The sequence below is a fragment of the Corynebacterium sp. HMSC08C04 genome, assembly GCF_001807495.1.
GTDB classification, from domain to species: domain Bacteria; phylum Actinomycetota; class Actinomycetes; order Mycobacteriales; family Mycobacteriaceae; genus Corynebacterium; species Corynebacterium simulans.
This window is the reverse complement of sequence record NZ_KV789217.1, coordinates 1-24,887: the sequence shown is the minus strand read 5'-3', so window position 1 is coordinate 24,887 and position 24,887 is coordinate 1. Positions and strand designations below refer to the sequence as shown.

42 protein-coding genes and 1 tRNA gene are annotated in these 24,887 nt (G+C 57.3%); 36 read left to right on the top strand and 7 right to left on the bottom strand.

The annotated features are described in order from the left end of the window. Positions 1-238: hypothetical protein (locus HMPREF3169_RS13270; RefSeq protein ID WP_210387474.1), on the top strand; the 238-nt coding region annotated here is incomplete at its 5' end. Between the two features lie 145 nt (positions 239-383). Here HMPREF3169_RS13270 and HMPREF3169_RS07945 read toward each other — a convergent pair. The 3 genes from HMPREF3169_RS07945 to HMPREF3169_RS07935 form a co-directional block, all read right to left on the bottom strand. After that, complete coding sequence (locus HMPREF3169_RS07945; protein WP_061921434.1) at positions 384-1,358, bottom strand: ribose-phosphate diphosphokinase; 975 nt, start codon at positions 1,356-1,358, stop codon at positions 384-386. Positions 1,359-1,373: 15 nt separating this feature from the next. Then, positions 1,374-2,819 carry a bifunctional UDP-N-acetylglucosamine diphosphorylase/glucosamine-1-phosphate N-acetyltransferase GlmU gene (gene glmU / locus HMPREF3169_RS07940; RefSeq protein WP_061921437.1) on the bottom strand — a complete coding sequence of 482 codons (1,446 nt, stop codon included), beginning with the start codon at positions 2,817-2,819 and terminating at the stop codon, positions 1,374-1,376. Positions 2,820-2,938: 119 nt separating this feature from the next. Then, the gene (locus HMPREF3169_RS07935; RefSeq protein ID WP_061921440.1) at positions 2,939-4,183 is read right to left on the bottom strand and encodes an MFS transporter; all 1,245 of its coding nucleotides are present in this window, start codon (positions 4,181-4,183) and stop codon (positions 2,939-2,941) included. Positions 4,184-4,262: 79 nt separating this feature from the next. Between HMPREF3169_RS07935 and HMPREF3169_RS07930 the strand changes: the two genes are divergently transcribed. Further along, complete coding sequence (locus HMPREF3169_RS07930; protein ID WP_061921443.1) at positions 4,263-5,894, top strand: multicopper oxidase family protein; 1,632 nt, start codon at positions 4,263-4,265, stop codon at positions 5,892-5,894. A 93-nt stretch (positions 5,895-5,987) separates the two neighbouring features. On the opposite strand, the gene HMPREF3169_RS07925 is transcribed toward HMPREF3169_RS07930, so the two are convergent. The 4 genes from HMPREF3169_RS07925 to HMPREF3169_RS07910 all read right to left on the bottom strand — a co-directional run bounded on the left by HMPREF3169_RS07925 (position 5,988) and on the right by HMPREF3169_RS07910 (position 8,924). Further along, a complete protein-coding gene (locus HMPREF3169_RS07925) occupies positions 5,988-7,121 on the bottom strand; it encodes a tyrosine-type recombinase/integrase (protein ID WP_070456089.1) in 1,134 nt (377 codons plus the stop codon). Between the two features lie 174 nt (positions 7,122-7,295). Continuing rightward, positions 7,296-8,090 carry a PH domain-containing protein gene (locus HMPREF3169_RS13265; RefSeq protein WP_070456088.1) on the bottom strand — a complete coding sequence of 265 codons (795 nt, stop codon included), beginning with the start codon at positions 8,088-8,090 and terminating at the stop codon, positions 7,296-7,298. Next, complete coding sequence (locus tag HMPREF3169_RS07915) at positions 8,090-8,440, bottom strand: ImmA/IrrE family metallo-endopeptidase (protein ID WP_148132113.1); 351 nt, start codon at positions 8,438-8,440, stop codon at positions 8,090-8,092. Before HMPREF3169_RS07915 ends, HMPREF3169_RS13265 begins: the two co-directional genes overlap by 1 nt. Positions 8,441-8,471: 31 nt before the next feature. Next, entirely contained in the window at positions 8,472-8,924 is a 453-nt protein-coding gene (locus HMPREF3169_RS07910) for a hypothetical protein (RefSeq protein ID WP_070456086.1), read from the bottom strand. A gap of 187 nt (positions 8,925-9,111) precedes the next feature. On the opposite strand from HMPREF3169_RS07910, the gene HMPREF3169_RS07905 reads away from it, so the two are divergent. The 34 genes from HMPREF3169_RS07905 to HMPREF3169_RS07760 all read left to right on the top strand — a co-directional run bounded on the left by HMPREF3169_RS07905 (position 9,112) and on the right by HMPREF3169_RS07760 (position 24,878). Continuing rightward, positions 9,112-9,357 (top strand): hypothetical protein, encoded by a 246-nt coding sequence (locus HMPREF3169_RS07905; RefSeq protein WP_070456085.1) that lies wholly within the window; start codon positions 9,112-9,114, stop codon positions 9,355-9,357. A gap of 55 nt (positions 9,358-9,412) precedes the next feature. Continuing rightward, a complete protein-coding gene (locus tag HMPREF3169_RS07900) occupies positions 9,413-10,210 on the top strand; it encodes an antA/AntB antirepressor family protein (RefSeq protein WP_070456084.1) in 798 nt (265 codons plus the stop codon). Between the two features lie 268 nt (positions 10,211-10,478). Further along, positions 10,479-10,550: transfer RNA gene (locus HMPREF3169_RS07895), tRNA-Met, on the top strand. A 202-nt stretch (positions 10,551-10,752) separates the two neighbouring features. Next, entirely contained in the window at positions 10,753-10,923 is a 171-nt protein-coding gene (locus HMPREF3169_RS12765) for a helix-turn-helix domain-containing protein (RefSeq protein ID WP_083286102.1), read from the top strand. Between the two features lie 64 nt (positions 10,924-10,987). Further along, positions 10,988-11,191, top strand: a complete 204-nt coding sequence (locus tag HMPREF3169_RS12985) for a hypothetical protein (protein ID WP_148132112.1) — start codon at positions 10,988-10,990, stop codon at positions 11,189-11,191. Next, on the top strand, positions 11,169-11,363 hold the full coding sequence (locus tag HMPREF3169_RS07890) for a hypothetical protein (RefSeq protein WP_070456083.1): 195 nt from the start codon (positions 11,169-11,171) through the stop codon (positions 11,361-11,363). Before HMPREF3169_RS12985 ends, HMPREF3169_RS07890 begins: the two co-directional genes overlap by 23 nt. Continuing rightward, positions 11,363-11,542 (top strand): hypothetical protein, encoded by a 180-nt coding sequence (locus HMPREF3169_RS07885; protein WP_070456082.1) that lies wholly within the window; start codon positions 11,363-11,365, stop codon positions 11,540-11,542. Before HMPREF3169_RS07890 ends, HMPREF3169_RS07885 begins: the two co-directional genes overlap by 1 nt. A 241-nt stretch (positions 11,543-11,783) precedes the next feature. Then, complete coding sequence (locus HMPREF3169_RS07880) at positions 11,784-11,972, top strand: hypothetical protein (RefSeq protein ID WP_070456081.1); 189 nt, start codon at positions 11,784-11,786, stop codon at positions 11,970-11,972. Beyond that, the gene (locus HMPREF3169_RS07875; RefSeq protein ID WP_070456080.1) at positions 11,969-12,862 is read left to right on the top strand and encodes a YqaJ viral recombinase family protein; all 894 of its coding nucleotides are present in this window, start codon (positions 11,969-11,971) and stop codon (positions 12,860-12,862) included. The genes HMPREF3169_RS07880 and HMPREF3169_RS07875 overlap by 4 nt, the downstream gene beginning before the upstream one ends. Beyond that, positions 12,862-13,713 carry a hypothetical protein gene (locus tag HMPREF3169_RS07870; RefSeq protein ID WP_070456079.1) on the top strand — a complete coding sequence of 284 codons (852 nt, stop codon included), beginning with the start codon at positions 12,862-12,864 and terminating at the stop codon, positions 13,711-13,713. The genes HMPREF3169_RS07875 and HMPREF3169_RS07870 overlap by 1 nt, the downstream gene beginning before the upstream one ends. After that, a complete protein-coding gene (locus HMPREF3169_RS07865) occupies positions 13,714-14,196 on the top strand; it encodes a single-stranded DNA-binding protein (protein WP_070456078.1) in 483 nt (160 codons plus the stop codon). It begins immediately after the preceding gene. A 9-nt stretch (positions 14,197-14,205) separates the two neighbouring features. Beyond that, a complete protein-coding gene (locus HMPREF3169_RS07860) occupies positions 14,206-14,400 on the top strand; it encodes a hypothetical protein (protein ID WP_070456077.1) in 195 nt (64 codons plus the stop codon). Continuing rightward, on the top strand, positions 14,400-14,606 hold the full coding sequence (locus tag HMPREF3169_RS07855; RefSeq protein WP_070456076.1) for a hypothetical protein: 207 nt from the start codon (positions 14,400-14,402) through the stop codon (positions 14,604-14,606). The genes HMPREF3169_RS07860 and HMPREF3169_RS07855 overlap by 1 nt, the downstream gene beginning before the upstream one ends. A gap of 55 nt (positions 14,607-14,661) precedes the next feature. Continuing rightward, positions 14,662-14,832: a hypothetical protein gene (locus HMPREF3169_RS13145; protein ID WP_168162629.1), complete on the top strand. Its 171-nt coding sequence runs from the start codon at positions 14,662-14,664 to the stop codon at positions 14,830-14,832. Beyond that, entirely contained in the window at positions 14,825-15,085 is a 261-nt protein-coding gene (locus HMPREF3169_RS07850; RefSeq protein WP_070456075.1) for a hypothetical protein, read from the top strand. The genes HMPREF3169_RS13145 and HMPREF3169_RS07850 overlap by 8 nt, the downstream gene beginning before the upstream one ends. Beyond that, positions 15,082-15,210, top strand: coding sequence for a hypothetical protein (locus HMPREF3169_RS13530; RefSeq protein WP_256388634.1), 129 nt, complete (start codon positions 15,082-15,084; stop codon positions 15,208-15,210). The genes HMPREF3169_RS07850 and HMPREF3169_RS13530 overlap by 4 nt, the downstream gene beginning before the upstream one ends. Then, complete coding sequence (locus HMPREF3169_RS07845; protein WP_070456074.1) at positions 15,203-15,409, top strand: hypothetical protein; 207 nt, start codon at positions 15,203-15,205, stop codon at positions 15,407-15,409. The genes HMPREF3169_RS13530 and HMPREF3169_RS07845 overlap by 8 nt, the downstream gene beginning before the upstream one ends. Beyond that, positions 15,406-16,236: a hypothetical protein gene (locus HMPREF3169_RS07840; protein ID WP_070456073.1), complete on the top strand. Its 831-nt coding sequence runs from the start codon at positions 15,406-15,408 to the stop codon at positions 16,234-16,236. Before HMPREF3169_RS07845 ends, HMPREF3169_RS07840 begins: the two co-directional genes overlap by 4 nt. A 413-nt stretch (positions 16,237-16,649) precedes the next feature. Continuing rightward, on the top strand, positions 16,650-17,081 hold the full coding sequence (locus HMPREF3169_RS07830) for a hypothetical protein (protein ID WP_070456071.1): 432 nt from the start codon (positions 16,650-16,652) through the stop codon (positions 17,079-17,081). A gap of 2 nt (positions 17,082-17,083) precedes the next feature. Continuing rightward, complete coding sequence (locus HMPREF3169_RS07825) at positions 17,084-17,620, top strand: hypothetical protein (RefSeq protein WP_070456070.1); 537 nt, start codon at positions 17,084-17,086, stop codon at positions 17,618-17,620. Beyond that, positions 17,617-17,901: a hypothetical protein gene (locus tag HMPREF3169_RS07820; RefSeq protein ID WP_070456069.1), complete on the top strand. Its 285-nt coding sequence runs from the start codon at positions 17,617-17,619 to the stop codon at positions 17,899-17,901. The genes HMPREF3169_RS07825 and HMPREF3169_RS07820 overlap by 4 nt, the downstream gene beginning before the upstream one ends. Next, positions 17,894-18,244: a hypothetical protein gene (locus tag HMPREF3169_RS07815; protein WP_070456068.1), complete on the top strand. Its 351-nt coding sequence runs from the start codon at positions 17,894-17,896 to the stop codon at positions 18,242-18,244. Before HMPREF3169_RS07820 ends, HMPREF3169_RS07815 begins: the two co-directional genes overlap by 8 nt. A 186-nt stretch (positions 18,245-18,430) precedes the next feature. Beyond that, on the top strand, positions 18,431-18,616 hold the full coding sequence (locus HMPREF3169_RS07810; RefSeq protein WP_070456067.1) for a hypothetical protein: 186 nt from the start codon (positions 18,431-18,433) through the stop codon (positions 18,614-18,616). A 4-nt stretch (positions 18,617-18,620) separates the two neighbouring features. Then, a complete protein-coding gene (locus HMPREF3169_RS07805; protein ID WP_070456066.1) occupies positions 18,621-18,971 on the top strand; it encodes a hypothetical protein in 351 nt (116 codons plus the stop codon). Then, entirely contained in the window at positions 18,964-19,239 is a 276-nt protein-coding gene (locus HMPREF3169_RS07800; protein ID WP_070456065.1) for a hypothetical protein, read from the top strand. The genes HMPREF3169_RS07805 and HMPREF3169_RS07800 overlap by 8 nt, the downstream gene beginning before the upstream one ends. Then, the gene (locus tag HMPREF3169_RS07795) at positions 19,232-19,549 is read left to right on the top strand and encodes a hypothetical protein (protein WP_070456064.1); all 318 of its coding nucleotides are present in this window, start codon (positions 19,232-19,234) and stop codon (positions 19,547-19,549) included. The genes HMPREF3169_RS07800 and HMPREF3169_RS07795 overlap by 8 nt, the downstream gene beginning before the upstream one ends. Further along, on the top strand, positions 19,546-19,971 hold the full coding sequence (locus HMPREF3169_RS07790) for a hypothetical protein (protein WP_070456063.1): 426 nt from the start codon (positions 19,546-19,548) through the stop codon (positions 19,969-19,971). Before HMPREF3169_RS07795 ends, HMPREF3169_RS07790 begins: the two co-directional genes overlap by 4 nt. After that, positions 19,968-20,342 carry a hypothetical protein gene (locus HMPREF3169_RS07785; protein ID WP_070456062.1) on the top strand — a complete coding sequence of 125 codons (375 nt, stop codon included), beginning with the start codon at positions 19,968-19,970 and terminating at the stop codon, positions 20,340-20,342. The genes HMPREF3169_RS07790 and HMPREF3169_RS07785 overlap by 4 nt, the downstream gene beginning before the upstream one ends. A 349-nt stretch (positions 20,343-20,691) precedes the next feature. Continuing rightward, positions 20,692-21,288: a hypothetical protein gene (locus HMPREF3169_RS12980; protein ID WP_148132111.1), complete on the top strand. Its 597-nt coding sequence runs from the start codon at positions 20,692-20,694 to the stop codon at positions 21,286-21,288. Next, positions 21,285-21,737 carry a hypothetical protein gene (locus HMPREF3169_RS07770; RefSeq protein ID WP_070456059.1) on the top strand — a complete coding sequence of 151 codons (453 nt, stop codon included), beginning with the start codon at positions 21,285-21,287 and terminating at the stop codon, positions 21,735-21,737. The genes HMPREF3169_RS12980 and HMPREF3169_RS07770 overlap by 4 nt, the downstream gene beginning before the upstream one ends. Before the next feature lie 205 nt (positions 21,738-21,942). Continuing rightward, positions 21,943-22,224, top strand: coding sequence for an HNH endonuclease (locus HMPREF3169_RS13615; RefSeq protein ID WP_083286101.1), 282 nt, complete (start codon positions 21,943-21,945; stop codon positions 22,222-22,224). Between the two features lie 131 nt (positions 22,225-22,355). After that, positions 22,356-23,288, top strand: coding sequence for an HNH endonuclease (locus HMPREF3169_RS13610; protein WP_083286100.1), 933 nt, complete (start codon positions 22,356-22,358; stop codon positions 23,286-23,288). Between the two features lie 10 nt (positions 23,289-23,298). Then, positions 23,299-23,763 (top strand): phage terminase small subunit, encoded by a 465-nt coding sequence (locus HMPREF3169_RS07765; protein WP_070456058.1) that lies wholly within the window; start codon positions 23,299-23,301, stop codon positions 23,761-23,763. Between the two features lie 77 nt (positions 23,764-23,840). Continuing rightward, positions 23,841-24,878 carry a hypothetical protein gene (locus HMPREF3169_RS07760; RefSeq protein ID WP_070456057.1) on the top strand — a complete coding sequence of 346 codons (1,038 nt, stop codon included), beginning with the start codon at positions 23,841-23,843 and terminating at the stop codon, positions 24,876-24,878. The last annotated feature ends 9 nt before the right edge of the window (positions 24,879-24,887 follow it).

Here is a 24,887-nt window from a genome sequence, read left to right as displayed (position 1 = left end):
CGGATTGCCCCTACCAACTACGCCGAAACGGCACATATATGCGGTGAAGACCAGCCACAAGGAAGAGACCAAGGACGCACAGCACAGCTGCGACACCTTTGCTGTATTTGCTTTCCCCGGAGAAATAGTTCGCATTGTAGGTCATATCATTATGTCCTTTCATTGTGGTGCGGTATCCGTTGCCAACGTGCAAGTCGTAGCACAGGTTCATGATGGCTGCATCTTATGTGGCGTCTAGCGCAAGGCAGGGAAAACCCAAGGAAAGTGCCTCGTCAAGCCTCCGAGTAAATATTAGTCAAGTTCATTTCTGTTTTTTGGGGGGAAATGAAAAGACCGCCCAGCCGTGTGCTGGACGGTCCTTTTACGTGCTGCTTTTTAAGCGCTTAGTTTGACTCGAAGAGCGTGGTTACGGAGCCGTTTTCGAAAATCTCGTGGATGGTACGAGCCAGCAGCGGAGCAATCGAAAGAACGGTCAGGTTGGACCAGCCCTCGGTGGACTGCGGAAGGGTATCGGTGGTGATGACTTCCTCAGCGCCGCACTCGGACAGGCGCTCACGTGCCGGATCGGAGAAGACGCCGTGGGTACAAGCGATGACGACGGACTTCGCGCCTGCTTCCTTCAGCACACGAACTGCGCCAGCGATGGTTCCGCCGGTATCGATCATGTCATCCAGAAGGATGCAGTCCTTGCCCTCGACCTCACCGACAACGCGGTTGGAGACGGTCTCGTTTGCAACCTCGGTGGAACGAGTCTTGTGAACGAAGGACAGTGGGGCGTCGCCTAGCTCATGTGCCCATTTCTCAGCGACCTTGACGCGGCCAGCATCCGGGGAGACCACTGCGAGGTTGTCCAAGGGATACTTGGACTTGATGTAGTCAACCAGAATCGGCATTGCGTGCATGTGATCGACCGGGCCGTCGAAGAAGCCCTGGATCTGGTCAGTGTGCAGGTCAACAGAAACGATGCGGTCAGCGCCAGCAGCCTGTAGTAGATCTGCAACCAGGCGAGCGGAGATCGGCTCGCGGCCGCGGTGCTTCTTATCCTGACGTGCGTATGGGTAGAACGGCAGGATAGCGGTGATGCGCTTGGCAGAGCCGCGCTTGAGCGCATCGATCATGATGAGCTGCTCCATCAGCCACTTGTTCAGCGGCTGGCTGTGGGACTGCATAACGAAGCAGTCGGCACCACGGACAGACTCTTCGAAGCGGATGAAGATCTCACCGTTTGCAAAGTCACGAGCGGTGGTTGGAACGAGGTCCGTCTTCAGTTCCTTGGCAACAGCTTCAGCCAATTCTGGGTGTGCACGCCCAGAAAAGAGCTTCATATTCTTGCTGCTGCCGGTTACCTTGCCAGTCATGGGCGGTAATTCCCCTTACTTGTTGTTGTCCTGTGCGCGGGCGGCAGCTTCTGCTGCCGGAGTGCCCGGACGCTTCTTTTGAACCCAGCCTTCGATGTTGCGCTGCTTGCCACCGGAGACTACGAGTGCTCCCGCAGGAACATCTTCCTTGATAACTGTACCCGCCCCGGAATAAGCGCCGTCACCGACATTGACTGGTGCGATAAACATCGTGTCAGATCCGGTGCGCACATGGCTGCCGATTACGGTGTGATGCTTGTTAACACCGTCGTAGTTGACGAATACGGAAGAAGCGCCGATGTTGGATTCCTCGCCCACGGTGGCGTCGCCGATGTAGGTCAGGTGCGGCACCTTGGAACCGCGCCCGATCTGGGCATTCTTCGCCTCGACGAAGCCGCCGAGCTTGCCGCCTTCGCCGAGCTCGGTCTTCGGGCGGATGAAGGTAAACGGGCCGACGTTGGCGTTAGCGCCAATCACAGACTCGGAACCGTGGGTGCGGATGACCTTGGCGCCCTCGCCGACCTGCATATCGGTCAGGGTGGTGTCCGGGCCGATTTCCGTGCCATCAGCGATGTGAGTCTTGCCCCACAGCTGGGTGCCCGGGTGGATGAGAACGTCGCAGCCAATGGTGACGTCAACGCCAATCCAGGTGGTGGCAGGGTCGACGATGGTGGCACCGCCGCGCATGGCGGCTTCCACCGTGCGGCGGTTGAGCTCGCGTCCAGCTGCGGCGAGCTGGACGCGGTCATTGACGCCTGCCAGCTCGCCGGCGTCGGCAGCAATGTGCGCGCCGACGTTGTGGCCTGCGGTGCGGGCGATCTCCAAAACGTCAGTGATGTAGAGCTCGCCCTGGGCGTTGTTGGAATCGAGCTTGGTTAGGGCGTCGCGCAGAATTGCGCCGTCGAAAGCGAATACGCCGGAGTTGACCTCGTTGATGGAAAGCTGCTCGCTTGCTGCATCCTTCTGCTCAACGATGGCTTCGACATTGCCGTCTGCGCCGCGGACGATGCGGCCATAACCGGTTGGGTCAGCAAGCTGCATCGACAGAACCGTCACGGCGTTGCCGGCGGTAACGTGGGCGTCGAAAAGCCCGCGGATGGTCTCAGTGCGAAGAAGGGGGACGTCACCGTTGGTGACGATGACGGTGCCATCGAAGTCGGGGAGTGGCTCGAGACCGCACTGCACTGCGTGGCCGGTGCCGTTTTGTTCTTCCTGCACTGCCTGGGAGACCTCGGTTCCCAGTTCTGCGGCGATGGCCTCAATGGCAGGAGAGACCTGCTCGCGCTGGTGGCCGACGACGGCGACGAGGTGCTCCGGGTGCATACCAGCCGCAGCATGCAGCGCGTGCCCGATGAGCGGGCGGCCGCCGATTTCGTGCAAAGTCTTTTGCTTTGCGGATTTCATTCGGGTGCCAGCGCCCGCTGCTAGAACAACAATGGCGCACTTAGTTGTATCAGCCACGAGTTTCTTCGTTCTCCTGTCGTCGAGTCTTATTTAGGGAGTAATGTCCCACATCTTAACGCCCCACGTAATTATTGGGGGATAAAGCGCACCCCAGTTCGGCGCTGGTTTGCTACGAACTAGGCAGAGACCTCACGCAGCATCCTGGCGCGCCAAGCTCCGATGAAGCCGAGTGCAGCCAAGAAAAGCAGGGCAGCGGTAGGCCCGGCAAGGGAAATGACTGCGGAGATTGCGCCTACAACAAGCAAGATTGCGCCCATCATCGTGTTGGCCGCACCGACATAAAAGGTGCGTTTATCGCCACCTGCCATGTCCACGATGTAAGTCTTACGCGCGACGCGGATGCCCGTGTGCGCGAGGTTGACCAAAAAGAACCCCAGCGGCAAAGCCCAAGCACAAACCCAGGTTGGCGCCCAATGAGCACAAGCGACCACGAGCATTAGGGTCAGCGATGCCGCAACCGACGCCCACGACATCACCAATCGGGAAGAGCGATCCGACCAGATGCCGGAAATTTTTCCACCCACCAGGTTGGCAAGGCCAGAAGCAAGCACGAAGCCCGCGAGTCCGCTGAGCACCGTGGTGCCGCTTTGATGGGAAAGCGTGACGATGAAGGTGGTTGATAGCGCAGTCACTAGCAAAAGGGCGCGCACGTTAACAAAGCGGCGGAAATCTTCGTCGGAGGTATATAGCTTCCAGGTATCGCTCCACCAGTGAGGGCCCTCGGATGCATTCTTTTTGGCGGCCGCGGTTTCTGCTTCATCCGGAACGGGCTCATCGATGGAGGAGAATATCGCTGCCGCAACGAACCAACTCAGCGCACCACCACCGAGAACTGCGGCAAGCCCCAGCGGCGGAAGCTGGCCCAAGAACGCGAGCACAAGGCCAACGAGTAGGGTTACCGCGCCCGATGCTTGAGCAGCAAGCCCCGTCACCTCACCGCGGCTGCCTTTAGAAATGGTCCGGCCTTGGACGTCTTTTCCCGTCAGCGAGCACAAAGCGCGGAAAACAGAAAGCACGGCAAGCGCAGCGATGGTTATCGTGCCGAGAACCCAACCTTCAAATACCGCTGCGGCACCTGCAATCACGAGGGCGCTAATGCCTTGAACGACCGAGCCCCACACCCATAGCTTCTTGCGGGTCGGACGGGAAGTTACCCACGGGGTCAGTGCGGCCTGCGGGAGCATGGAGCCAGACTCTCGGATAGGCACCAGTAGTGCGGTAAAAAAGTGCGGGACGCCCAGCTGTGCAAAGAGCCAGGGCAGGACGGTCTTTCCGGAGACTAATTGGTCACCGATGCCTTGTAGGGCGTTTGAGGATGCGAAAAGGCGGGCGGGACGAGCTTCTTGGTCTGGGATCGGCATAAATCAAGCGTATGTGATAAATACCTGAATTGGCCGAAATAGGTTTGGCTTAGTAGCCAACTAAAATACTCTGGTATTTATGGGTTTTACGCGTCGTGTCTTTTTCAAAGGTGCTCTGTTTACTGCTTCTGCCGCTGCGGCGGGTGCGGCCATCACGGCTTGTGCCAATACGAAGAATAAGGATCAGCCGGCCCCGGTGGGCTATGACGCGGCGCCGCGGCCCCTTCCTATTCCGCCACTTTTAGAAGGTGAGATGGATGGCGGTACAAGGGTCTTCAAGCTCACCGCCCAAGACGGCCATTCGGAGGTTATCTCGGGCAATAACAACACCCGCACTTGGGGATTCAACGGCGCCTTCTTAGGGCCCACGCTGCGGGCGCACAAAGGTGAAAAGGTCCGCGCGGAAATCACCAATAACCTGGTCGAAATGACCACCGTGCACTGGCATGGAATGAAGCTTCCGGCCTATTCCGATGGTGGACCACACTCGCCGATTGAGGTGGGCAAGACCTGGAAGCCACAGTGGGAGATTTCCCAACCCGCCGCCACCGTCTGGTATCACCCGCACCCGCACATGGCCACGGCAACCCATGCATACCGCGGACTTGCTGGCATGTTTATCTTGGACGACGACGTATCGGATAAGCTCGACATTCCTTCTGAGTACGGCGTGGATGACATTCCGGTGGTCATTATGGATGCGAAGTTCACTGAGGACGGCCAGTTTGATCACCAGGTTGACGGCACTCTCGGTCTCATGGGCACTACTCCTGTGGTTAACGGCATCACGAATGCAGCTTTCACCGCCACCACGCGCCGGGTTCGACTCCGTTTGCTCAACGGCGCTTCGATGCGTTTCTACACGCTGGCCCTGGATAACGGGACGCCGTTTAACGTCATCGCTACTGACTCCGGGCTTCTCGACGCCCCCGTTGAGGTCGACGAACTCCTCATCGGGCCAGGCGAGCGCATCGAGGTCCTCGTGGACTTGGAGCCCGGCAAGGACGTGGTGTTGCAGTCGGTGCCGCGCAAGGACAACTTCAGCATCCCCGAAGATGAGTACTCTGCGGACTTTGGCTTCAAGGACAGCTTTGACATCCTGCATATCACCGCGCCGGGGGAGGATGCGCCTGCAGCGCCAGCTCTGCCGCAAACCTTGGATCCCGCGGCTGCCGACGTCCCGTCTGCCGAGGGGCTGACTGAGCGCGAGTTCGTGCTCAATACCTTCATGATTAACGGTGAGTCCATGGACATGGCCCGCGTGGACACCGTGATCGAGGAAGACAAGCCTGAGGTATGGACTGTGACCAACGAAAATAGCGATTGGCCGCACAACTTTCACATCCATAATTCGCGTTTCAAGGTCTTGTCTTATGACTATGGCGATGGCAAGGACATCGCGGTTCCGACGATGGGCTGGAAGGACATCGTCAATCTTCCGCCCAAGGCAACTGCCAAGCTGCTCGTGGAGTTGGGCTACTTCCCGGATAAGACCATTCCGTACATGTACCACTGTCACATGCTCCTGCACGAGGACAAGGGCATGATGGGCCAGATGGTTGTGGTGAACAAGGGCGAAAAACCTGACGTGCGCGTCAAGCCGGCGGCGCTTGTATTCGAGAAGTCTGCTGGGGCGTCGCATAGCGCACATGCTGGGCAAGTCGTGGACTCATCCCGTAGCCCGTACGCGACCCCGTCTGCGACTTCCTAGGCTTTTCGAGGTCTCAAAATAAAAACTCCTGCTCCTTCGAAATGCGAAGTAAGCAGGAGTTTTCTTGGCTTCCCCACCAGGACTCGAACCTAGCTAAACCCCCTGCTCAACAGCCCGTTTACCGTCATTTGACTGCAATTTGACTGCATCCGAAAAACTTCCATCCAAAACGCTGGCAATCTCATCCAACCCGTCATCCCACAATTCCGCATACTGATCCAACGTCATCGCCGCCGACGCATGCCCCAACTGACGCTGCACAATCTTCGGATTAGCCCCCGCCTGAATCAACAGCCCAGCCGCCACATGACGCAAACCATGCGGCGTAACCCGAGGAAACGATAAATCCTTAGCCTGCACGCGCTTCAACGCACCATCAAACCAAGTATTGTGCCCCGGCGCCCGCAGCCAGCCGCCCCGCTTACCAGTCCACAGCAAATCATCCTTACCCAGCCCTGCGGCGCGCTCCATGAGCATCTCCATCACCCGCGGCGCCACAGCCACCGTGCGCGCCTCATGCGTCTTAGGCGTGCCAAGAACAACATCATTACCGACCTTCGCCGCGTTCCGCGTGATATTGATACGCCCGCGCAGCGGGTCGAGGTCACACGGGCGCAGCGCTATAGCCTCACCCCACCGCAAACCAGACGTACCCAACAACAAGATCAAGTCCTCACGGTCGCCACACTCCGCAGCGAACGCCTCCAACTGCGGCATAGTCAAAAACACCTTCCGGGCCTTACCCTTACGCGGAAGCTTCACACCCCGCGCCGGATTCTTCTTCAACAACCTGTCACCAACCGCCATATCCAACACCTGGGCAAGAACCATATGGCAATGCCTCACCCATGAACCAGAAACATCATCCAACGTCATTTCCGCGACCCACTCCTGAACCTGCGACGGCAAAATAGAACCGGCACGCACGCCACCCCACCGCGGCTTAACACCAGAGTTCCACACCTGCCTATAAAGCTCCGTTGTCGAAGGCTTCAGGTGAGTTTGCATTGCTAGCCACCGGGCGCCGAGTTCCTCCACACGCACCTTGCCGGCCGCAGGGTTCACCCAGTCACCGTCTGTGATGCTTGCGGCGTTTTTCTCAGCCCACTTTCGGGCTTCATCCTTAGTGCGGAAACCGCGCTTGTTCCGGTTCCTACCATCGGGAGAGCGGTACTGCACGCGCCACGCATGGCCTTTAGCTGTCTCATATTTCTTTACAGATGCCATAGAATAGACCTGTCCTGTCTTTTGATGGGATGGGATACGCCCCTGGTGCTGCACTTCCACATGACAAGCACCGGGGGCGGTATTGATTTATAATCTTGGTGGCCCACATCCCCCCGGTTGGGCCTAGGGTGCCTTCGCGTATTGAGCTCAGCTCCGCGAAGGCATTCCTACGTATTACAATCCGAGCGCTTTGGCCTTCGCTGCCGCAAATTCTTCATCGGTGAGCACGCCGGCGGCGTGAAGCTCGGCAAGCTTCTGCAACTGGCCTAGGCCATCGACTGCTGTGGGAGCCGGGGCAGGTGTGGGCGCGTTAGCTTCATCTCGCAGTACGCGCAGGCGCTCTGCGAACTCAGTGCCTCGACCATGCGGCATGGTCGAGATCTCCAATTCAGAACCGGAAACCGTCAGCGCGACGCTCTCACCCGTTAGCTTTTTGCCCGTGGAAATTGATGTCACGGCACGCGGGTCAATCTCCTTGGTGGAATGATTCATAATCCCCTTGTCCTTTAATAAGACTCGCTGGTTAGTGAGGATAATGGCGCAAGTTCGATCATTGGCCACGCCGGAGGTCATGAACAGGACACGTTCACCAGGTCGCATGTCCTCAATCAGGTTGTTGATTTCAAGGCTGGCGAAGAATTTAGCGCTCTTGTCCATATTTGCGATGACTTCACCGATTCCGTGGTCGTCAATCGCTCCGGTGGGGAGGAGTCCTAGGATTTCGGCGGCGAAGGGTGCGTGCGCTCCGCCGAGGCCGTCGATGCTGATGCTCAGGGTGTTGCCCTCAAACGAGATGGCAGCGTTCATCTTGTTGCGGTTCGCGGTGATGCGACGCTTACGGAGTACCAGGATGGGGTTGCCGGCGTCCTGGACTTCCACGTCCTTGATGGTGGGGAGAGTTTGGACAAGGTGGCCGTGGACTTGCTGAGGGGAGGCGATGAGAGTGCGTTGGGTTTCGTAGTGGGGCATTATGCTGCTGTCCTTTCGTATAGGGATTGCCAAGTTTTGAGTAGATGTTTGGTGACTTCGAGTTCGTCGGCTATGGCGGGGAGGTGGCCTTGGTGCCAGATGGCGGCGGCTTCGAAGTCGTGGGGGTTGATGAGTAGGTTTGCGGCGTATTCGTCGGCACGTCGTTCCTGACGCTGGTCAAAATGACCGTTACCAGTTGGGGTGTCACGGTGGGCAGCGTGGCCTAGTTCGTGGGCTAAGACGCTTTTGTATTGGCTGATGGATTGCCCGCGCCTTGTGCTGATTATGCGCCGATGGTGGTCGTACCAGCCGGGCGGCCCGCCTGTGTGGCGCCGTAGCTGCACGCCCATGCTTTCCGCTAGGAGGTGCAGCTCTACCGCACTAATCGTCATAGGCATCATTCCTTTCCGCGTCCTCGTCCGGGCCGCTGTATGCAACCGCGCCTAGCGGCATTGAATCAGACAGGTCGGACACGGGGGCAAGGTGCGGGGCTAGGCCGATGACGTCATCGTCGCCCTCGTTGCCGAATAGATAGCGGGCTTGTGGGTCGGAGCGGCGCATGATTTCGTCTAGCAGCTGCTCGTTAGTGGCCTCACGGAGGGCTATTTCCACGTCGGGGCCGTGGAGTTCGTAGTCGTTTATGTAGCCGGTCTCTATGAGGCCTGAGACGGGGGAGCGGTCATAAGCGCGGCAAAGCGCAATAACCGTTTCGGGGCGCAGGTATCCGCGTGAGAGTTGGCGAGAGATGGTGCTTTGTGCGTAGTCGGCTTTTTTAGATGCGGTAGCTCGGGTGTCGTCGCCGATTAGGTTGTCTAGCCAGGTTTCAAAGTTCATAAATTGGATATTAGTGGCAATGTGTAAACGCCGCAATTAGCGCAGATTAAACGGCCAGCCGGGGGTGGCAGCCGGGGGTGCGCACACTGGGGACACTTGCGGCATGTAAACCAGAATGGCAATATGTGTTTCACCGGCGCAGAACAGCACCGCACACAAAAATTTCAAACCACATGGAGGTAACTACATGGCTGTCATAGCACCGCCCCGGTTTACCTTCCGCCCCGGAGCCCTAGACGCAATCATGCGCTCCAGGAACCTACAAACCGAAGAGCAGCTAGCCCTACTCATCGGAGTACACACCGCAGACATACCAAAACTGCGAGCTGGGGCGAAGGTAACCGCAGAACTCGCACTACGAGTATCCGCCCTACAAGGAGACAAAAACTACATCGGTGCCTGGTTCGACCAGGTAGAAGAAGCCGCCGCATAAGAAAAGCCCCCGCTGGAACGGGGGCTGGAACAAAACCTAAAAGAAAGCCTACACCATGAATGAACTAATTCCCATTCAAGACCGCGACGGCATTCAGGCAGTCATGGGCCGAGACCTGCACGCCTTCCTGGATGTCCGCGACAACTACACCGACTGGATGAAGCGGATGATTGCCTACGGCTTTACCGCAGGTCAGGATTTCTCGGAAATTTCCGATAAACCATCAGGCGCAGGTCGCCCGCGTACTGACCACGTCGTGGCTCTGGACATGGCTAAAGAGATCTCCATGATTCAGCGCACGGACAAAGGTAAGCAGGCTCGCCAGTACTTCATTGAATGCGAGCGCAAGGCGAAGGAGCCAGCGCAGTTGTCCCCGGAAGAACTCATGGCCCGCGCTATCAAGATTGCTGACAGCACCATCAAGGAACTTGAAGCAAAGACCGCAGACCAAGCACTCGCGCTTGAAGCCGCGAAGCCCAAAGTGGAGTACTACGACCACTGCGTATCCATCGAGTCAGACGTCATGACCGTCAAGGATTGGGGCGCACACTTCGGGCTGACTGAGCCGCAGGCCCGCCAGAAACTAATGGACGCGAAGATGATTTACCGCAAGGTGCAGACCCGTGAGTGGTCATCCCGCAAGGGTGGCGTAGTTGACCGCAACGAATACCGCGCTTACGCCGCATACCGGAATCTGTTTGACCTGCGCGCCCAGCACAATGCTCCGCGCTACCACAACGGGCAGGTGCGCCAAACACTGTACGTGCGGGCCGGGTGGGCAATCACCGTAGCCAAGAATGCCGGCATTGAGGTGGACCGCTCCATTTATGACATCTTGCCGGAGTCTGTCTGACGGGCATCCCAGGTAGACGCCACCCGATAGCCCGACTTAGCAGGCGGGGGAGTGCAAGCCTCCCCGCGGGCACCAGGCAGCGGAGGTCATGTCCTAGGGGATGGGGCATGAACCCGCAGGCCGTGATGACTGAAAACTGAATAGTGAATTGTCCTGACAGAAGATACCGGGGCACGTGAGACGTTGACTTGTCCGTTGACCGCGCCCAAGCCGCAAAGGCAGGAACCCCGCCGTAAGCGGGAGGGAACCACCAAGGACGTAAAACTTTGCCGTGTTAGCTCAGTGGTAGAGCATCCGCCTCATAAGCGGAAGGCCGCCGGTTCGACTCCGGCACACGGCACTTGGGGTGTTAACGGGCTATCCGTCTGTGGACACTACGCGGCCTAAAGGTGTTAACCCGGCCTTTCGTTCGCGGCCTTGGTCTTCCAGCAGGGTCGCGCCGGGCACTGACCACCTGCACCCCACCACACACACGAAAAGGACCCCGCAGCCTACCAAGCACAAGCGGGGTCCCAATTCTCGACTCTCGAAAGGAGAACACCATGAAGTCTACATGGCTATCCGCTAAAGAAGCCGCAGAGTACCTGCGCATGCACCCAGACACGGTGCGGATGTTGATGAGGCGCGGTGATTTGCATGCCGTGAAGCAGGGCAAGATGTGGCGCACGCAGCCAGCCTGGTGCGATGACTATTTGACGGAGGGCGCAGCATGACCTGGCTAAAGAAACTGTTCCGCCGCGGGAAGCATCGCCGCAAGTACACGATGAGGTGGCGATAATGCCGCATGAAATCCCACTAGCTGAGGCCATCACACATTTGAAAGAAATCGAGGGCCGTTATCAGGCCCTGTATCGCTACGTGAATGCGCCGGAGAATATCCGCCGCCGCCTCAAGGATGGCGCAGCCCACGCCCACCATGTTGCTTCCCTGACTAGTGCTTATGAAAGGAAAACCAGGAATGTCCACCCAGAACACGCCTAAGCGCCCACCACGCCGCGATGCGGGTAGTGATTATCGAAAGATTGCTCGCCTTGAAGACCAACTCGCCAAACGCATGCGCTTCGCCTGGTTGATGTTTGTTGCCGGTATTTTGATCGGCATCGTATTCATCACTTGCATCGCCATGCCCCCGGTCTGGTTGGGGGCGCTGTAATGCCAATGTTCGGATACGAACCCATCACCATCTCGCGGGAAGCAAAGAAAGTAGCTTTGGCCCGCCTTGAGGGAGAAGTCCTGGATTGGATGCATGACCACGGAGAGCACTTCCCGCAGCTGCGCGATAAGTGCTTTGAGCTGGAGCAAATCATCGACATGGAGCGCGCCGCACTGTGAGAGAAGAACCCCTACCGAAACCAGAATTTGCCCATAAACGCTGGTGGGCAGCAATCCCAACACCGCAGTCGTTTCGGACACGGAAAGAAGCCTGCGCAGCCCTACTCAAGTTTCGCCAGGAAAGAGGCTGCTTGTACGCCGGGTGTTGGGCTGAAGGCACCGACGACCTCGGATGGGGCACAGGATTCCGATTCTGCCCACGCCACGCCTACCACGCCCGCCAAACACTTCAAAGGACAGCATGAACACCCCCAACAAAATGCCACCGCATTTGACCACCATCAACCCACACTTCCTGTATTTGGAGCCGTTGATTGAGGAAGCCGACGACGTGATGCAAGCCTTCATGGACAAAGGCTACGACCCTGACATTGCCTGCACCCTGACTGATATGACCCTGTCGCGCTATGACGAGAAGGGGCGCAAGTGAGACGCTACAGCCCAGCAGATAACGAAGACTGGCTAGCTTTCCGACAGGGTCGGCTGACCTCCACGGAGCTAGCCCGCCTGCACTGTAGTAGGAATGCGGCGACGTGGCATGAGATACGCGACGCCAAGGAGAACGGCAGCAAGTTCAAGGGCAATCAATACACAGAGTGGGGTAGTGCCCGCGAACCCCTGCTCGCCCAGGTGCTGATTGACGAAGTGGACTCGCGCCTGGTCTACAACTCGGAGCCGCAAACCATCTTCCTCCCTGATGATGAGCGCCTATCCTGCACACCTGACCTCTATGCCGAAGACCTTGAGGTGATTGGGGAGATTAAGACCAGCACTGAGCCGTTTCAGGGTGGCCGCTGGCATGACTGGTGCCCTAATCAGTACTACGCACAGATTCAGGCGAACATGCACTACACCGGGGCAGAAGCCTGCGCCCTGCTGGTGGAGGTGCATGAGGACTTCACACCCGTGACGTTAGACCATCGCACCATCACCTATGACCCGAAGTTCGCCGCTGAGCTCATGGACACCGCCACGGAGTGGTTCGCCTGGTTGGACGGCACTACACCGGAGTGGATGGGTGAAATCACCAGCCTCGACCAGGTGGACAATGTAACCGACCTCGTCGCCCAATACGCCATGCTCACCGACGAGGTGAACGACCGCAAGAAGAGCATCGACGCGTTGAAGGCCGAAATCCTAGAGCTGACCGGCGACTCCCACACCGGTGATTACGGCGGCTACCACCTCACCGTCTCCACCACACAGCCCTCCAAGGCGTTTGACTCCGCCGCGTTCCGCAAAGACCACGCAGACCTCTACAAGCAATACAAGACCAAAACCCGCGAAGGCTACACACGCCTCACAATCAAGGAGCAGTAATGACTGACGTTTCCCTCTACAACCCAGACCAAACCCCAACCCTCTACGACCCCAACAAGGCACCAACCCTCATGGAGAAGGGCGTGGCCAAACTCCGCCAACACGCCGAGCTGAAGGCCATGGCATTCGACTACGCGGACTTCATCACCAAGACCGGCGCATGCCCCACCATCTACAAGAACAAGCCCATGGATGCCGCCGCCGCCATCATTCGCGGTACTGCCCTGGGCTTTGACCCCGACGGGGCACTAGAAGCATTCTTCGTCATCAACGGTAAGACCGGCATGTATGCCCGCGCCATGGTCGCGGTGGCTGAGAACGCGGGCTGTGAACTGTGGGAGGTTGAGGCCTCGGATGAGTCGGTGACGTGGGCTGGGCGTAAGCCTGGTGGCCCTGAGCAGTCGGTGACGTGGACGATGGAGCGCGCTAAGAAGGCGGGCTATACCGGCAATAAGCGTTATGCCACGAATCCGCAGGAGATGCTGCGCTCTAAGTGCCAGGCTGAGCTGTCCCGCATGATTGCTGCCGGGCCGCTGATGGGCCTGTACTCAGAGACTGAGGAATCAGCGTTCGCCCCGAAGCCGGTGACGGCTACCGCTACTCGTGAGGATGTGCGTGCGAAGGCAGAAAGCGCGCCGGTGCCCGCATTGACGAAGAAGCCGGAGCCGGAAGTGGTTGACGCAGATGATGATGCACAACTCATTGAGCTGGTACATCAAACGCTCGCCGAGGCTACTACGCCGGATGACGTGACCATCTTCGCAGGCAAACTGAAGGAATCGGGGGAAGTGCCGAGCAACGTAATGCAGATGGTCAACGCCCGCTGGGCAGAACTCGGAGGAGAGAAGTAAATGATTGACACCATCACCATTACCGGCGGTTTGCCTCGTGACGCGGAACTGCGATTCACCAAGAGAGGTAAGGCCGTTGCTAGCTTCACCCTCGCCAGCTCGGATAACAAGTTCGACCAGGAACAGAACCAATGGGTGAAAACCCGCAGCATGTACCTAGATGTGACTATCTGGGATGAGACCAAGAACCAGAACCCTGTGCAGTGGGCGCACCTCGCCGCCGAGCTGAAGAAGGGCGACCAGGTTGCTGTCACCGGCAAGCTGATTACCCGCTCGTGGGAAACCAGGGAGGGGGAGAAGCACAGCAAGATTGAGCTTTTTGCCAGCAGCTTCTACAACCAGCCACGCGGGCAAGGTCAGGGCGCGCAGCAGTCTTCGGCTCAGCAGCAGTGGAATCAGGCCGCATCCCAGGGCCAGACCGCCACAACGGGGGCGTGGGGTGACCCCGCACCCGTAGGCCAAGACCAACAGCCACCGTTCTAGGTGACTGGCATGGATGCCGCCTACTACCAAGAAAAGCTTAAAAAGCTAGAGGGCAGGCTCCTCGCCTACGCCTACGGCATCGACCACATGAAGTATTACAGCAACGATGATCCAACCCCCGCTGAATTGCAAGACCTCGGGGCAGCAGACCTAGCCAAAGCAGCTGCACACGTCATCGGCCTCATTAGGCGAGGCGAGTATTGATGCCCTACCAGGAGATGACAGCGGCAGACCTACCCCGATTCAAGGGTTGCCGCATCGTCCTTGACCCCGATTCTTATGACCCGCGCCTTGTGCCCGACCGCCTGGTCTACGCCACCCAAGAAGGTGACTACGTGTACGGGGCGACCCGCGACGGCCGCTTCACCCTCGACGCGGACGCACCTGTTCTTATCGACCCCAACCAATAAACCCCGCTGTTTAGGACCTCCACAGTCCACAAGCGGGGCCTTTTCTTTTGCCCCGATGAAATACCAGAACCTCTACGAACGCCTACTTGACGATGTCCTTCAGCTCAAAGCAGACCTCGAAACCCTCGCCGCAGGCAGCAGCCTCTACCGAGACGCCTACTTCGACGCCGCAGACATGACCAAATACGTCCTCGAAAAAGACGAAACGAGAACCCACAATGAATGAATCAATTTTGCCGAAAAAGGCCAACACCGTTAATGAATGCAACCGCCTACTACCTCGCGGCCTGCGCACCATGATCGCTACCAAGCGCCCAATAGATGACATGCCAGAACCAGCGCGGGAATGGCTGAAACGCCACGATCTCATCCGCCCAAACAAACGCGCTGGCGAACCAGGGCAGGCCATCTGGACGTACACCACGACCGGAAGACGCCTTGAAGGCGAACTCGTCAAAGAAGCTAAGCGCGTGGCATGAGCATCCAAGACCACACCTACGCGGCTATTGCCTGCGCGGCCCGCCACGGTGTGGTGATTAACCCCGCCGTGGTCCTGGCCATCGCAACGATTACTTACCGAATGGAAGGACATCATCATGAGTGAATACAACCATCTTAAGCACTGCCTGTTTCAAGCATCTGCGCATCTTAATGAATCATCCACTCTAGCTATGGCGGCCTATGATGCTGCGAGCTTCAATGAGTGGGATTTACGTGAAATTGAGAAACACATTCACAGGGCACAGGCCTACCTGTGGGCTGCGGACGCGGCGGCAAAGGGGAAGGGCACTGATGACAAATGACATGGTTCAAAGTTGACGATGGTTTCTACGACCATCCGAAGATTGAAACGTTATCCATGGCCGCCCGCGGGTTATGGGTAACAGCCGCGACCTGGTGCGCGAAGCAGCTCACTGATGGAGTCATCCCAGCCGCGAAAGTGCGGAAGTTAGGTGGCACAAAAGCACAGATTCATGCCTTGATTAAAGCTGGATTGTGGATCGAAATGAGAGATGATTCGGGTGCGAAATGCTACGCATTTCATGATTGGTTAGATCAGCAACCGTCACGCGAATCGATCCTCGAACGGCGTGCGAATGACGCGCAAAGAAAACAAGAAGCGCGCAACGCAAAAAGCGATAAGCAGCGTAAACGCAAAAATGTCCGCATGGACGTCCGCACGGAGTCCGCTGCGCCGTCCGCATGGCCGTCCGAGGGGGAGTCCGCTCTACCCGACCTGACCCGACCCGACCCGACCCGATCAATGGGTAAAGAAAGCCAGCCAACTTACGGTGATCTAGGGGCGACGGAAGATGGCGGCGGCTTAACTCTCGACGGGCTAGCGGACGCTACGCGCCGCGCCCGCCAAGCGGGAATCTCCGAATCCGCCATCGCCACCGGAACCCGAAAATTCAATGCCCGCCCCAACCCCAAAGGCCCCGGGCTGCTCCGCACCCTCATCAACGACGCCTGGGAAACCGAACAAACCACCCACACCAACGCCGAAGCCAAGACCCAACGCCGCGCAGCCATCGACGCCTGCACCCAATGCGACGACCTCGGCTACGTGAAGGTCGCTAACGGCACCGTCGCCAAATGCACCCACCAACCCATGAAAGGACCCTTCTGATGCGACGCCTCACCAAGCCACGATTCCTCGTGCGATCCACGATTCGCCCCGACGGAGCTAGGAGATGGCACATCCTAGAACGCTCAGGCCCGATCGCCCTGCCATACGGATTTCCCTTCAGCCGCCAGTTCAACAACTGGCCCGAAGCCCTTCACGCCGCAAACTACCTCGCCCTTAACAACGACCCATACCTGAAAGGAAAGGCCCTGCCATGAGCCACGACTACGAAGACGAATGCCAGGAGTGTCCGCACTGTGAAGGCTGGCCCTGCATCTGTGACAGGGTTTATGACCTCTGGGCAGACCGCTAACACCCCCAAAAACACGCCCAGCAGCCCCACAGACAGGCAAACACACCACCGCCGGTACAAACAGGCGGACAACACACTTTAAGCGCTTAGAAAGGAAAATAAGATGCCCAACACCATCGAAGTACCCATCTCACTCATAAAAGCCGGGGACATGGCCGCAATCCGCGAGTTGCTACCCAAGGAAAATCTTTTCGGCAGGTGGGCAACGCACCCAGAGTACGGGCGCGGAATCATTATCAGCGCATACCCAGACGCGACCTATCTCGTCCGCTTTGCCTACGAAAACAGTTGTTTTGTGGGCGGTTCAGATTGGGAATGTGTGAACCCCGATGATCTCACTCTGGACCCGGTAGAGCTTGTCACCGTTGAGGACTTCGGGGGCGCGCCAGAGGGAACCGTCGCCGCCGAACCCACAGGAAACTCATTCCAAAAGGTCACCCCCGAGTATTGGGAAAGTCTGGATGATGTGCGTTACCACATGGAAATGAAAAACAGCGGCCCATGGAAAATCCTCCGATACGGATGGGGAGACTAAAAATGAATAACAACACAGAGCGCCTTGCCCGTGAGTGGGCGGAGAAGATTAAGGCTATACCGAGGGCGGATCGCAGAACGGATGTGACCGCCGCGATGGAATACATCTTGGCTAACACAACCCCGCCGACAATGGCGGACGTGGAATGGGACTTCGATAAGCACTACCTAGCCGGGGCCGTAGACCTCGATGGGAACGAGGTAACCATGGTGGGCGTGCGGGATGGCCTTATCCGAGTTTTCGACGTAGCTGATATAAACCGGTATTACGCGCCGGTGCTGGAAAACCCGAATCACCTCACCCCGAATGGCAAGCGCTACGAAATCCGCGAAATCAGCAAACCGGAACACCCGGAGACGCTAACCACCGTTGAGGACTACGAGAACGCGCCGTCGGGCACCATCGTGGCGAGCAACATATGTCCCCCTTATATGAAGTATGAGCTGGACAGTTGGACGGACAATTTTGGCACTACAGTCTCCGACGAGGAACTAGCAGGAGGCCCTACCACGGTACTCCGCTGGGGGTGGTACGCATGACCACTCTTGATGACCTCACGCCGCAGGAGCGCGCCAACCTCATCGGCACATGGATAACCGTGACACACAACCCACGCCCCGTCATCTACACAGGCGAATTCGAAAGCACCGGCGCAATCAAACACGGCGCAATCATCCTCGACCCGGTATACAGCGACAATTACGCAAGGCTTGAAGATTGCGTCACGCGCCCTGACCTACCCCGCGCCTGGGCACCAGACGGCACACCCGTCAAAGGTAGCTGGACGGAAACCGAATGGGAGGAAACCCCCAATGCGTAACCCAACCCGCCAAGAAATCCTAGATGCACAGCTCGCCCGCCAATGGGCAGAGTGGAACAAGTCCTATGAAGTCAGCTCGCCCGAAATTCAAGCCGCAGCTAACTTCATCCTCGCCAACACCCCAGCGCCAACGATGGCCGAGGTCGAATGGGACAACGACAAGCACCGCTTCGCGGAAGCGGAGCACCCCGACCACGGGGAAGTAATCATGCTTAACGTGTCCCAGCGTTCTGACAAGGTGAGAATCGTCTTCAACCAATATGGAGAGTTCTATATGGGTTACACGTCGCCCGAGAATCTCACCCCTACTGGTCGCCGCTACACCCTCACAGAGGTGCAGTAATGAGCACCGGCCCGTGGCAGCGCTGGTTCGCCTGGCATCCGGTGCGCACCGAAGAACACGGGTGGAGGTGGTTACGAACCGTAGAGCGCCGACAAATCACCGGTCCCACGTTCACCCCATACGAAAAGCCGTATCTGTGGGAGTACCGTCCCACGCCCGATAACCGACACGAAACGGAGAACACAAATGAGCGTTAATCAAATGGATGCGTACTACGCCACTTGCGACTGGCGTGGCTGTCCCACAACTCTCGAAAACCTCACCGAAAGAGACATGCAAAAAGCCCTGGTTTATGGCGGGTGGGAGATTGACGGCTCACTTTTCAACGACGCATACACCTACTGCCCTGAACACGCCTGGGTAGAGGGATAAGCCAATGACTGACTTGAGCACCACCAACATCCAGCGCCTACTCGATGAGGAACGAAAAAATCCCTCCGCCTTACAATGGACGTACAAGGGTGCCGCAGCCAGCAGCATTCACCATGACTACCCCAGCAAGAACGAAGAGATATACGGGATACGAGCGGAACGAGAGATAAGCCAGCTGGTTGCCCTCGGCCCCGAGATAGCCCAAGAACTACTCATCCTCAGGGATGCCCTAGAGGACATTATCGACATTTGGCAGTACGCCGCTACTGACCCGAAGCGCACGCCGATAGAGCAGCGCCTCGCTACGCGGGTAGTAGAGCACATCAAAGAAGCACTAGGAGACCATGATGACTGACCTGAGTACCAGCACCCTGAAACGCCTACTCGGCCAGGCGACACCCGGCCCGTGGAGAATCAGCCTCACGGAGGGAATCAGCGGGCTGGGCTTCGCGGAAGACTTTTACCAGGACGATCCACGCGAGAAAGCAAACGTCAACCTCGCCGAACTGGCCCCACAACTCGCGCAGGAAGTCATCGCGCTACGGAGCAAATTAGCCGCGCAGGAAGCAGCCGTGCTAGACCTTCCACCCACCGACGAAGCACCAGGAGACCACGATGACTAATTTTGACCGTGCCGCGCACCTCATCATGGAAGCCGCCCGCGAATCAGAACTCCCAACCGAAACCGCCGTCAATGCGGTAGAAGCCCTCGCCAAAGCAGGGCTACTAGCCGAAGACCTCCCTGAGCCGTCCTACATCTTCACAGAGTGCGGGGAGGAACATCCCGTATGGGAAACACCTGACTGCGACGTAGAACTCACGCCCGGGGACATGATCGTCACCAGAGAAATCCAAGCAGGGCACAGCATCGAAAATGCCCACCTAGCCGGTCTAGCCCTACTCGCAGCAGCTAACTATCAGGAGAAAGCATGACCACCCTCGCAGACATGACCAAACAGGAACGAGCGCGTTGCCGAGGAATGTGGTGTGACTTCCCGGACCCCGACGAGCGCACCAACCTCGCAATCTACGTAGGGGACAGCCCCAACAATCAAGGATTCTGTGAGCTAATCCACGAAGGGCAGTTAGGCACTCTCACCATTCCTGAGAACCTCACCCCACGCGACGACCTACCCCGCGCCTGGGCACCACACGGCAAACCAGCAGCAGGGGAGTGGGAATACGCCGTGCAATACCTGACCCCGGACGGGTGGAAATACAGCCGCCCATCGTGGGAAAATCGCTGGCAGGATAGCGAAGCCGTCCAAGAAGTCCGCGCCTACCGCGACCACCCCGGACAAGAAACACGAATCGTACGACGACTAGTCGGCCAGCCGGAGGTGATGGAGGAATGAGCAAGTGGACAGTATGCCGCAAAAATACGATGTTCATCCACCCAGATGAAGATGATTTTTGCTACGGCCCGCGATGGTGCATCATCTCGCCAATAGGTGTGAAATGGGAGGATAAAGCCACGTTTTCTGAGGCGATCGCCTGCGCCGACGAGCAAGCAAGAACACGGCGGTACGTGCTACCGCGTAGACCACTACCACTATCACTACCGGGGATAGAGTACGGCGACGCGCTGATATACGTCACAAACGGCGAAAACGGCTGCGTCTACCTCAAGGATGAGGATCACAGCGAGACGCTAACGCTTTACACACGCGAACTCCGCCCCCTTGCCCTGGCACTACTCGCACACGCAGAAAGGATGGGCCAGTGAGCAACCGCAACAAGCAGAAAGGCGACCGCGCAGAAAGAGCCGTACGCGACTACCTACAAACCATCTGGCCCAACACACGACGCACACGCGCAGGATGGGACGAAGACCTCGGAGACGTCATAGCAGACACACCCCGAGGTCTTCTCTGCATCCAAGTCAAAGACGTCGCCACACCCCAATGGACCAAATGGTTCCAACAACTCGAAGACCAAGTGCAGACCCTGCGCGCCAACACCACCAAACCAGTAGTAGGAGGCGTTTTGATTTGGAAGGCGAGGGGGAGTGCAGACCCCGCCACCTGGCGCACCATCACAACCCTCAACCACCTACCACAACTCATAGGAGAACCATGAGCCAAGTAGACGAACAACAACTCCGCCACCTAGCCCGCCACCTCGCCAACCTCTACCAAGAACTCAACAGCCTCAAATACTCACGACCCACACCACCCGAAGCACGCGTCATGAAACCAACACCCGGCCCACAATCACCAGGCAACTGGCTCTACGTATCCTGCTGGCTCGAACAATCAGTACGCCTACGCGAAGTAGCCTTCAATGCTTTAGGAGATGTGCAGGTGAAGATACGAGACAATGAGACCGGCCCCACCGCCTTGTGCCGCAAGCTCGCCTTCCACGCACAAGCCATCTCAGAGTTGGAGTGGGCAAGCGACCTGGTAGACGAACTCGAACACCAGGCAAAGGTGATAGGCCGACACTGCCGACCACGCACCGCCCGCGAGGTAGCCGATGCAGAAGAACCCAGACACGGAGCAGAACACATAGCACGACAACTACGAGCACGCGGCATACCAACCACCGCCGACACAATCCGAGGATGGGGCAAATCTGGACGCATCACCATCCAGCCAATACCCTGGGGAAACAACACCCAAAACGGCTACCTACTCACCGAAGCCCTCAACTACGCAAAGGCCCAACAATGACCCAACGCATATACATCGTCACCAGCGGCGAATATTCCGACTACCGAATCAACGCCGCATACACCACCCTCGAAGAAGCCATCAACTACATCGAAGAAAGAACCAAAAACGTAGAGCAACTAAGCCGATACGACCACGACTACGGTATAGAAATCTTCGACGGCGACACCCGAAAATGGCAAGAAGAAGCCGGCGAAGACTACAAGAAAATCCAGGCTAGGAAGAACACACTCTACTTCATGCAGTGCCGTGACATCTTCCGACCACAAGACTCATACACAGTCAGCCAATACGACTTCTACATTCCACCCCAACGTGCGTTCGTCGAAAGCTATGACCGAGGATTCATAGTCAAAGGAACCGACCTCACCGAGGTGAAGAAAGTATTCAGCGATACCCTCGCAGCACGACTGCACGAGGCAATCACCGAATCGGTAGACAAGCTATAGAAACCCTCACCAAGTTTGGTGTACAATCGACGCGACGACAACTTATACCCCGGCACAAGCGGGGTTTTCGTCGTTTTAACCAGTCTTGTCGCCACCCAAACCAGAAGAATAAGCAACCAGGAATTCATCGCTTAACCATTCACCGGGCGCGGCCGCAGGCTCACGACCTGAACAAGACACAAAAGAAGGAGGGGAGAAACACAACATGTGGGAAAACCCCTCAGGAGGAGCCCCCTACAAACAACGCCAACAAACGCTAAAACGCGACCACTACCAATGCGTAAAATGCGGCAGTACCCAAGACCTTGAAGTTGACCACATCAAAAATGTCGCCAGCGGCGGAGGCCACAACCTCGATAATCTACAAACACTCTGTAAAAGGTGCCACAGGCAAAAAACACGAGGGGAAATGCGGGCCGGCCACCAGGGGAGGAAAAGCCGAGCCAAGTATCCGGTTGAACCCCACCCAGGGTTAATAAAAAAATAATTATTAAAAATATGAAAAAGATTTTCAAAAAGGCAGGGGGATTAACCCTCCCCCAGGCTTCCAGCTCGGTCGGAGGGCAATGTTGCTAAGGCTGCGCCTAACCGTGGAGATCCAGATAACTAAAAATTGATATGCTGATGAAAAGAACCGGCGATGGCGGCAACCATCCCGGCTCATGGCTGAAACTGTTAAGGAGTTTCAACGTGGATAATGTTACATACCCGTATGGCAATTTCGCCCCAGGGCGCTGCTTGTGGTGTGGCTCGGCGCTGCCGGAGCCTGTCCGCAGGAATAGAAAGTGGTGTTCGGATTCGTGTGGGAGTAAGGCGTCTGCTTTTCGTACTAGGGGGATTGTGGGGGAAAGGTATCCCGCCGATAAGAAGCCGGTGCCCACCAATTGCCGTGGTTGCGGTGTTGAGCTTGACCAGTCGGGGTGCCGTAATCCCCGTCGTTGGTGTTCTTCTGCGTGCCGTGTCGCTTTTTATCATAGAAATAGTGAGAGCTATCGCGAGGCTAATGCGGCTAGTTATCGCCGTTCTTTGGTGCGTGCGGAAGCTAGTAAGCCACCTCGGCCGCGTTGTAAGAATTGCGGCGCAGAAATGCGTAGGCGCAAGGTGAACGTGTTTTGCTCTAAGCCTGAGTGCCGTTCTTTATCGCGGAAGGAATATGCGAAGCGACAGGCAAAGTGTTCTGTTGATGGCTGTTCACGTCCTGTGAGTGCTTACGGTTTGTGCGGTTCGCATTATTCGGCGCAGTGGAGGAAGAAGAATCCTGATAGGGCGTCGGCGGTGCGTACTCGTTACCGTGCACGTAAGCGTTCTGCGTTTGTTGAGGATGTGGAGCCGTTGTCGGTGTTTGAGCGCGATAAGTGGACTTGCGGTATTTGTGGGGAGCGCATACCGAAGCGGGCTAAGTGGCCTGATATGCGTAGCGCGTCGGTTGACCATATTGTTCCGTTGGCATGTGGGGGAAAGCATGAGATGCGGAATGTTCAGGCTTCGCATTTGGGGTGTAATAGCGCAAAACAGCATCGGGGTAGTGGGGAACAGTTGGCGTTGATTTAAGGAGGTTGTGATGGCTGGTAAGGGCATGGTTGCTAAGCCTGCAGATAAGTTGGCTGGGCATGGTGCGCGCAAGAAGCGCGAGGCGCAGATGACTGTTCTGGTGTCTGACCCTGTTGCGCAGCCGCCGTTGCCGGAGTGTCGCCCTGGGGGTGAGGATTGGCCGGAGCAGACTGTGCGTTGGTGGGCAATGTGGAAGGACGACCCTCTCGCGTCGGAGTTTCGCGAGGTTGATTGGGCAGAATTGCTGGACTGTGCATTGATTCATGCCGAGGTGTGGTCTGGCAATGTCCGTATGGCTAATGAGCTTCGTTTGCGTACCCAGATGTTTGGTACTACTGCGGAGTCTCGTGCTCGTTTGCGTATCCAGTTTGCGGCGGCTGATGAAGCGGATGATAAGCGTGAGCGTCGCCGTTCGGGCCAGGTGGGGGAGGCCACTAAGAAGCGTTATTCGAAGTTGCGGGCGGTTGATTCTTAGATAGTTAAGGTGGTGATGCCCATGCCTTGGAAACCTGATTATCCGGGCGAATTTAGTTCCCGACGCTTGGTTGGGCGATGCTCGATTTTTATACGGACATGCTGGCGCAGCCGGATTGCGCGGATTATCGCCCGTTGACGTTGACTAATGAGCAAGCACGGTTTGTTCTTGATTTTTACCGTCTTGACCCATTGACGGGTAGACGTGTTTATCGTCGTGCTGTATTTAGCCGCGCCAAGAAGTACGGTAAGTCACCAATGATGGGGGCGCTCGGTATTGGTGAGGCGCTTGGCCCGGTTGTATTCGACGGCTGGGATGCTAATGGTAAGCCGGTTGGTAAGCCGTGGTCGGAGGTTCGTACCCCGTGGGTGCAGTTTGCGGCGGTGAATGAGGACCAAACACGAAATGCGTTTGACCCTGTTCTGCAGATGATTCGCCAAGGCCCGATTATGGATTATTATTCGGTTGACCCGATGGAGACGTTTGTGGCGCTGCCACAGGGCCGTATCGAGTACATCACGGCGGCGGGCACGTCGAAAGAGGGCCAGCGTCCAGTGTTTGCGGCGTTAGACCAGACGGAAAGTTGGTACCGCAATAATGGCGGGGTCAATTTGGCTGCTGTCATTCGCCGTAACTTGGCGGGCACTGGTGGCACGTCAATCGAAACTCCTAATGCTTATCGTCCCGGTTCGGGTTCGGTGTCGGAGTCTTCGTTTGAATATGCCCAGTCCATTAAAGAGGGGACTGTGCGCGATGATGGTCTTTTAATGGACCACCAGGAAGCCCCGCCGGATACGGACATGTCCGATGAAGATTCCCTGCGTGCTGGGTTGCTGGTGGCGTATGGTGATTCAGCTAAGGATAACGGGGGATGGGTTGATATTGACCGTATTATGGCGGATATTTACGACCCCGCTACGGACCCTCAAGATGCGCGGCAGTACTTCCTCAACCAGGTCACCCATGCTTCGGACTCGTATCTATCGCAGGTCGATGTTAGGGCCGTGGTTGACGATTCCAAGCAGCTGCAGGATGGGGACGTGATCGTGCTCGGTTTCGACGGGTCTGGTGGCCGTCGCAGGGGTAATCCGGAGGACCTGACCCCTGTTTGGTAGACACCTGAT